Source organism: Variovorax sp. E3 (assembly GCF_016082275.1).
Classification (GTDB): Bacteria; Pseudomonadota; Gammaproteobacteria; order Burkholderiales; family Burkholderiaceae_C; genus Variovorax.
In genome coordinates this window covers 65,432-73,348 of the sequence record NZ_MOWM01000018.1, presented here as the reverse complement: position 1 = coordinate 73,348, position 7,917 = coordinate 65,432, and the positions used below count along the sequence as shown (strand labels likewise).

Here is a 7,917-nt window from a genome sequence, read left to right as displayed (position 1 = left end):
CGCCGCCTCCACCGGGCGCGACCGGGTCCGCTACGCCAGCGTCGGCTGGAAGCTGCCGCGCGCGGCCGGCGACTGAGCCGCGGCGCCGCCGCATTCCCTCCAACCTCCCAGCACCATCGCATCGAAACTATGGACACGAACAACGCTCAGGCTCACGCCAGGTGGCCATGGTGGGCTGCGACGACGCCCAGGCCAAGGCCTGGGGCCATCGGCTGCAATTGCTGGGCTGCGCGCCCGTGCGGTTCGAAAGCAGTTCCGACTTCCTGATGGCCGTGACCCACGGCGCCCCGTTCGACCTGCTGCTGGTCGTGCTGAAGGACGAAGGCGCATGGCCGGTGCTCACCGCCATGTGCAAGGCGCTGCGCATTCCGATCTTCCTGGTGGCCAATGCGCTGCAGCGCGACCTGCTGACCGAGGTGCTGGCCGCCGCGGGCAACGAGTCGCCGGGCGCCAGCATCGACTTCGCGGTGCTGCCGGTCGACGACTTCGAGGTGGAGCTGCGCGTGCGCGAGGCGCTGCGCCGCAACGACACGCTGCTGCACCCGCAGTCGGTGAGCGCGCTGTTCGGCGACTACCAGTTCCTGGGCAGCCGCAAGGTCGTGGTGCACAGGGGCAGCGAAATCCGGCTGAAGCCGCGCGAGTTCGAGCTGGCGCTGCTGCTGTTCCGCAATGCGGGACGGCTGCTGGAACGCGAGTGGCTGCTGGCTTCGCTGTGGGTCGATTCGCGCATCGAGCGCAAGAGCCGCGTGCTCGACTGCTGCGTGGCGAACATCCGCCGCAAGCTGTCGCTGCACAAGGAGAGCGAGTTCGTGCTGCACTCGGTGTACGGGCGCGGCTACGAGCTGCGCCACCTGCCGGGGTCGGCGTCGGCCTCGTCGTCTTCGCTGATGGTCGACGACGGCTTTCCGGACACCTCGAACGAGCCGACCTGGCTCGAGGAAACCGAGCGGGCCCGGGCCTGAGCCGCGACCTGGGGCGCACCGAAAAATGCGCTTCGGTGTTGTCCCCGCCGATTGGGGACAACACTGGGGAAAACCGGGCGGACTTCGGACGAGATCGTTGCCTGGCGCGGCCTGCAACACGGTGCCTGCGAAATGAGCAGCGTGGAAAACTCCGGGTTTTGCGCCGGGTCGGGGCGCTTTTCCTACACCCGATAGCCGCCGTTTTGCGGCCGGGTCAACCATTCGTCCACGAAATACCTGGCGCGAAACCTCACGCGTTCGAGCGCCGCTTCGCGCGAGGGCTGCTGGGCCAGCACGAACACGCAGCGCTGCTCCCTGCCCTGACGCAGCTCGGCCTTGCCCGCGTAGGTGCCTTCCGGGGCCTCCTTGAGGTCCACCCAGCAGGTCCAGCCTTCGGGAAGGTCGAAATCAGGGGGGTCGGAGGAAGTCATCGCAAGACGAAGCGTAGTTCTCCGGCTGCCCGTGCTCAATGCCGTGGCAACCTGGCGCAAGGGCCTTTTGACAGTTGACCGAGAAAGCCGCGGGGCCTGGGCTCGGTCAACGAGGAAATATGACGACCTTCGGCCTCGAGGAACTGCTCGCATGAACAGGTGCCGTAGCGACCTCTACCAACGCCGGAAGACCGTCGACTCGAGTATCGACGGCCAACCTTAAGCCGAACTGAATTGGGCGCGTCTTTACGCGCCCTGCTCGCGCCCTATTCGCTGACCACCGCGCTGCTGTACGCCGCGTCACCCGTGATCTCCGACTCCGAGAACGGCACCTTCAGCCACTGCTTGGCGCTGTAGGCGCGCGTGTAGTCGCTGCTGTGCGGCGATGCGGGATCGTCCGACAGCGAGTGGGTCAGGAAAGTGCTGGCGTCCACGCCGCCGGCCGGGAAGCGCACGACCTGCATGTAGCTGTTGGCGTCGACGGTGTCGGAATCCATCGTGTAGCCGCCCTGGTCGAGGTGGTTGAGCGAGCAGGCCGTGGTGAAGTAGCCCGCGAAGTCGGGGCAGCCGCCGAACAGGGGAATCTTCTGGCCGTTGCGGGTGACGAACAGGTAGTCGCCGCGCGGCGCGTCGACCGCGTAGGGGCTCGCGTTGACGCGCATGAGCGCGGCACCGAAAGCCTGGCGCAGCACATTGGCGGCGCTGGTCTTCAACTCGCGCGGCGTGTTCATCGGATCGGCGGCCGAGAAAGGCACGTTGTAGAGGTCGGCCGCGGGCAGGTTCTCCACGCGAATCCAGAACTCGTCCCACACATGCGCGCCGCGCGCCTCGACATTGCCCGTGTTGTCCCAGGCACGCAGCGCCGCGCAGGCCGCGGCGGTCTGCACGGTGCCGGCCGGGGTATCGCCCATGTAGATGTCCGTGTAGGCGGCCACGTTGATCGTGGGCACGGCGCAGACCAGGTCCAGCGCGCTCGTCTTGAAGCGCTCGGCGCTGTACGAGCGGCTGTCGAGCACCATCTGCCGCACGGCCTGTTCGGTGGCGCCCTTGCCCGCATGGCCGTCGGTGCCGTCGATGCGTGCCTGCGCCATCAGGATGCCGAGCCGCGCACGGTCGGAGAAGCCGGCATCGACAGCGCCGAAGATGGGCGCAAAGCCGGTCAGCGGCGCTTGCGGGTTGGTGAACCAGGCGCTGTTGTTCATGTTCGCCACGAAGTCGTCGCGCAACAGGCTGGGCATGCGCGACGGGCCGATGGCGCCCTGCTGCACCGAGTCGGCATCGGTCTGCCAGTCGCAGGCGCCGCGCGAGCCGTCGAAGACCGGCGCGGGCGCACGCTGGCCCGCAATGCCGTGGCCACGGGGCTGGTGCTCGCGCAGTTCGCGAGTTGGTCCGCCGACACGTTGGGCACCGCGCCGATGTCCGCATACCAGGCCTTGGGGCTGCCACGGCCCACCGCCACGGTGTTGACCCAGGGCACGGCCGCTTCCTCGCGCTGGATGGCGGCGAACTCGTCGAGCGACTTCGCCTGGCTCCAGCGCAGCCAGTTGCGGAAGCTGCGGTAGTTGTCGGCGTTGATGTCGCGGATCGTGAAGGCGGTGGACGCATCCCATTGATTGATGAGCGGGCCATATTCCGACTTGTAGAGCGTGCGCGTCACCGATGCGAGCGTGCCGTTGCCCTGCTTCACCTTCACGGTGATCTCGCTCGGCTGCATCTTCACCGCGCGGCCGTCGCGCATGTAGCTGGTCGCATCGCCCGCGGCGAGCTTCAGTTCGTACAGGCCGAAGCGCCGGGCCTTCGACACGGTGTGGCTCCACGCCACGTTGTCGTTGAAGCCGATCTGCACCACCGGCACGCCCAGGAACGATGCGCCGCTGACGTTGAGCTTGCCCGGAATCGTGAGTTGCGCCTGGTAGAAGCGATCGGGCCCGCGCCAGTACCAGTGCGGATTGCCGAACAGCAGCGGGCTCGAGTCCCCCGTGCCCGCGGTGCCGAAGCCGTACACGTTGCTGCCCACGCCACCCTTGCCGCCGACCCGCACCTCGTGCAGGCGAAGGTCGAGCGCGGCGAGCTGCAGCGCCTGCTGCTCCTTCCTGCCGCGCGCCGCCACCTTCGACGACGCCACCGGCGCGGGCGGCGCCGCATTGGCGATCTGCGACAGGAAGTTGACATAACCGGCCACGATGTTGGCCGCGTACATGCGGCGGTAGATGTCGTCGGTGGTGATGGGCTGCACCCATGCCTCGGTGCGGCAGGCGGCGTTGGCCGCACCGGCCCCGCCGGCGCCCGCCTTCGCGTCGCGCACGTAGCGGTTGTAGCCCGCTGTGAAACCCGCGACCAGTTGCTTCATGTCGTCGGACTGCGCATCGACCATCTTCTTGAGCACGTCGCCCGAGATCGTGTGGCGGTGGAAGAAGTCGGCGTCGATGTTCTTCTGCGCGCCGAGCGTGCCCGGGTATGCGAGCGGCGTGTCGGCGCCGAAGTACTGCGAGCGCTCGCCCCGGTAGGTAAGGAACGAGTCGGCCATGGTGCAGAGGTTGTCCTGCGCCTGCGCGTAGCCGTAGCCGTAGCCCGCGCCGCCCCAGGTGTCGGCCTTGATGTGCGGCACGCCCATCGACGTGCGCCGGATCTCGGCCTTGTAGGTGGCATCGGCCGGCGGATTGGCGAGGTCGCCGGGCAAGGGAGCGAAGGCGAGTCCATCGCCACCACCACCGCTGGCGCACGCGGTCAAGGTGGCGGCGACGACGAGCGCGAGCAGCGACAACGGCATGTTGCCGCGACGTGGGATCTGTGTCATTGAGTCTCCGGTTGATGCTCTCTTCACGGAGCAGCAAGGAGCTTAGGCAGAGGCTTCATCGAACTCTTGAACGAAGCCGCTGTGATGATCGGTTTTCTACGCCTGCGTCATTTGATTGGCTCTGGCGGTCCATCCGATTGCATCTCCTTTTTCTTCATCGACCCTTTGTGAAAGAAAAAGGCGCACCCGGATCGCACTGTAATGTGCAACCGGTGCGCGACGCTTGAACGAAGCCGCTGTGTGAGGGCTAGCGTTTGCTCGTCCCTTCCCGCACGGCGTTTCCGATCGCCGTGTCGAGCAGCTCCAGGCCCAGGTCGATCTCGCTGTCGCTGATCGTCAGCGGCGGCGCGATGCGAAAGACACCGCCCATCGAAGGCAGCTTCACGATGTTCATGCTCAGCCCGAGCTTCATGCATTCGCGCGTGATGGCCTCGCCGAGTTCGGACGCGGGCTTGCGCGTCTTGCGGTCGGTGACGAGCTCCAGCCCCAGCAGCAGGCCGCGTCCGCGCACGTCGCCGATGCATTCGTGGCGCGACTGCAGCTTGTGCAGGCCCTGCACCATTCGCTCGCCCGCGGTGCGCGCGCGTTCGACGAGCCCGTCGCGCTCCACCACTTCGAGCACCTTGAGCCCGACCGCCGCGGGGAGCGGGTCGGAGACATGCGTGGTGTAGAACAGGAAGCCGCGCGCATGGGCCTCTTCCTCGATGGCGGCGGTCGTGACCATCGCCGCCAGCGGCAGGCCCGCGCCCAGGGTCTTGGAGAGCGTGAGGATGTCGGGCGCCACGCCGTCGCGCTCGCACGCGAACATCAGGCCGGTGCGGCCGACGCCGGTCTGCGCCTCGTCGACGATCAGCAGCATGCCGCGCTCGCCGCACTTCTGCTTCAACGCGGCCATGTAGCCCGGCGGCAATTCGAGGATGCCGCCGCTGCTGAGAATGGGCTCGGCAATGAAGGCGGCGAGCGCGCCGGTCGACTGCCGGTCGACCTGCTCGAAGCCGTCGTCGAGTTCGCGGCGCCAGTCGAGTTCGCCTTCCGGCGTGGTGAAGCGGGGGCGGTAGGCGTTCGGCGCCGGAATGGCGAACGAGCCCGCGGCCGCGGGGCCGTAGCCCTTGCGGCCCGCGCTGTAGGTGGCGGCGGCCGCGCTGCCGGTCATGCCGTGCCACGACTGCGTGAAGGCCACCACCTCGTGGCGGCCCGTGACCAGCTTGGCCATGCGCAGCGCCGCCTCGTTCGACTCGGCGCCCGTGCTCAGCAGCAGGCAGCGCTCCAGCTCGCCCGGCGCGTGCCGCGCGATCTCCGCGGCCAGCGCCACCACCGGTCGCGACAGCATGCCGCTGAACAGGTGGTCGAGCGTGCGCGCGTACTGCGAGACCACGGCCACGATGTCCGGATGCGAGTGGCCCAGCAGCGCGCTCATCTGTCCCGACGTGAAGTCCAGAATGCCCCGGCCGTCGGCGTCGTAGACGAAGCTGCCCTGCGCGCGCTCGATGATCAGCGGCTCGAAGCTGCCGCCGTAGCGCACCAGATGCCGGCGGGCCTGCGCCCAGAACTTGGAGTCGTCGTTCCTGCTCATGTCGATGCTTCCGATCAAAATGCAGCACATTACGCAGCGGCGTCCACACCGGGAAGCGAATAGTTTTGAACCCAGGTATCAGGAGAACTCATGCCGTGAGCCAGTCCCTCGACATCGACCTGCTTCGCAGCTTCGTGGCCATTGCCGAGACGGGCGCGCTGGGCCGGGCCGCCACGCGCGTGGGGCGCACGCAGTCGGCGCTCAGCATGCAGATGCAGAAGCTCGAGGGCATCGTCGAGCAGCCGCTGCTGTATCGCACCGGGCGCGGCGTGACGCTCACGGCCACCGGCGAGCGGCTGCTCGTGCGCGCGGGCGAGCTGCTGCGCAAGCACGACGAAGCCCTGGCCGAGCTGCGCGGCGAGCAACTGAGCGGCGTGCTGCGCTTCAGCTGCCCCGACGACTACGCCGCCGTGTTCCTGCCGCACCTGCTGCAAGGCTTTGCCAGCCTGCATCCACGGGTGCAACTGGAAGTGATGTGCGGGCCCACGCCGCGACTGCATGAGCTGCTGGCCCGCCATGCGGTCGACCTGGCGCTGGTGTCGGTGGCGGGCGACGGTGTCGGCGCCGACGTGATCCGGCGCGAGCAACTGGTCTGGGTGGCGCAGCGTGGCGGCGCGGCTGCGTTGCTCGACCCGCTGCCGTTGGCACTGGGCGCGCCCGACGCCCTAGACCACCTGTTGCCGAAGCAGGCACTGGAGGCCGCGGGCCGCGCGTACCGGCTCGCCTACGCCAGCAGCAGCTTCGCCGGCCTGGTCGCGATGGCGCGCTCCGGGCAGGCCGTGATCGTGCTGACACGCACGGCCGTGCCCGACGACCTGGAGATCCTGACGCCGGAACAGGGCCTGCCCGAGCTGCCCAGCGTCGGGATCACGCTCGCGTTCGACCGCGATCCACCGACGGCGCTGACGGCCGCATTCGCGGCGCACGTGCGGAAGTTTCTTCCCGTGGCTTGAACGGCGGCGCCGGCTTTCGCCTCGACAAACCGAAATGGTTGCATACAGACCGAATCGGTAGAATAATGGAATCACCCGCCCGGCCGGGAGAGCATCGGCCCGTTCATCAGCGCATGGCCGGTTCGCTCGCATACACATTCCAAGGAAAACGCCATGCCCTTCTTGCTGAACGCGCTCTCGGTGATCAGGCAGGAACTGAAGGCGATCGTCGTCCTCGGCGCCGTCGCCTGGGGGCTCTACACGGTGACCACGGCCGTCATGGCGGCCATGCCCGACGTCCGCATTTCGATCAGCATGGGGCACGGGGTGCTGGCCCCCAAATTGATCAGTTTTGTCGGGGGCTTATGGGTGGCGCCGGTTTCGCGGAAACCGGCAACGCCCTCAACGCACCCGCTTTGATTTTTTTTCGCGGTGGCCGAGGCCGTCCATCGCGGCCGCGATGATTTCGCTGCGCCACTGCGCTTTCAGGCCCATGCGGGCGGCCAGCAGCGCCGTGATCCCGAGGCCGGTGAATGCGCTCGTGATGCGCACGATCCGCTCCGGCGTGGTCGCCAGCAGATCGGTGCCGAGCACCTGGTAGACCAGCATGCCCATCTCCGTCAGTTTCGGGTCGACGTTCTCGTCGTTGCTCGCCAGCCGGTTGGCAAACGCCGACACGCCCGGCCAGTCGAAGGTGAAGTCGACGGAAGCCTCGACCACGGCCCTGTCGCGCTCGATGCCGGGAGGAAGCGCTTCGACGCTGGCCAGCAGCGCATGCAGATGATCGAAGCTGGCCTTGAAGCCCGCCTCGTAGATCGCCTTCTTGCTCGGGTAGTGGTGCAGCAACCCGGCCTTGGAATAGTTGACGGCATCCGCGATCTGCTGGAGCGACGTGTTCTCGAAACCATGTCTGGCGAACAAGCCGGCAGCGCGGTCGATGATCTCCGCATCGATTTGAGATTTGGTCGGCCTTGGCATCGGGGCAGTCTAACGCAGGCTTCTACCGAATCAGTCCGTCTTCGATCGAACTGGTTGGTAAAGAAAAGCGCGGCTGCGTGCAGGCGCGCTGCAGGGCTTTGGGCGTGAAACAGGCAAAAAATAGCCCCTTGCGGGGCCATTCTTGGAGGAGAGGGAGCGAGCCTAGGTGATTGCCGCGATCCGCCGCATAGCGCCGCGCGGTGAATCAAATCAAACACTTAGGTGATCCTCGACGCCGCGATCC

6 protein-coding genes and 1 pseudogene are annotated in these 7,917 nt (G+C 67.4%); 3 read left to right on the top strand and 4 right to left on the bottom strand.

Annotated features, from left to right (window positions below):
* Positions 1-167 precede the first annotated feature (167 nt).
* Positions 168-962: a winged helix-turn-helix domain-containing protein gene (locus BMG07_RS09620; protein ID WP_198084368.1), complete on the top strand. Its 795-nt coding sequence runs from the start codon at positions 168-170 to the stop codon at positions 960-962.
* A gap of 182 nt (positions 963-1,144) precedes the next feature.
* Here BMG07_RS09620 and BMG07_RS09615 read toward each other — a convergent pair whose 3' ends face one another.
* From BMG07_RS09615 to BMG07_RS09605, 3 genes and pseudogenes are all read right to left on the bottom strand, one after another.
* Positions 1,145-1,393, bottom strand: coding sequence for a hypothetical protein (locus BMG07_RS09615; RefSeq protein WP_198084367.1), 249 nt, complete (start codon positions 1,391-1,393; stop codon positions 1,145-1,147).
* 266 nt (positions 1,394-1,659) lie between these two features.
* A pseudogene (locus tag BMG07_RS44775) lies at positions 1,660-4,190 on the bottom strand (penicillin acylase family protein).
* A gap of 247 nt (positions 4,191-4,437) precedes the next feature.
* Positions 4,438-5,763, bottom strand: coding sequence for an aspartate aminotransferase family protein (locus BMG07_RS09605; RefSeq protein ID WP_198084366.1), 1,326 nt, complete (start codon positions 5,761-5,763; stop codon positions 4,438-4,440).
* A gap of 95 nt (positions 5,764-5,858) precedes the next feature.
* On the opposite strand from BMG07_RS09605, the gene BMG07_RS09600 reads away from it, so the two are divergent.
* Together BMG07_RS09600 and BMG07_RS09595 are read left to right on the top strand one after the other, a co-directional pair.
* Positions 5,859-6,716, top strand: coding sequence for a LysR family transcriptional regulator (locus tag BMG07_RS09600; RefSeq protein WP_198084365.1), 858 nt, complete (start codon positions 5,859-5,861; stop codon positions 6,714-6,716).
* Positions 6,717-6,869: 153 nt separating this feature from the next.
* On the top strand, positions 6,870-7,115 hold the full coding sequence (locus BMG07_RS09595) for a hypothetical protein (protein ID WP_198084364.1): 246 nt from the start codon (positions 6,870-6,872) through the stop codon (positions 7,113-7,115).
* Here the strand turns inward: BMG07_RS09595 and BMG07_RS09590 are convergent.
* The gene (locus tag BMG07_RS09590; protein WP_198084363.1) at positions 7,098-7,673 is read right to left on the bottom strand and encodes a TetR/AcrR family transcriptional regulator; all 576 of its coding nucleotides are present in this window, start codon (positions 7,671-7,673) and stop codon (positions 7,098-7,100) included. The genes BMG07_RS09595 and BMG07_RS09590 overlap by 18 nt on opposite strands.
* Positions 7,674-7,917 lie beyond the last annotated feature (244 nt).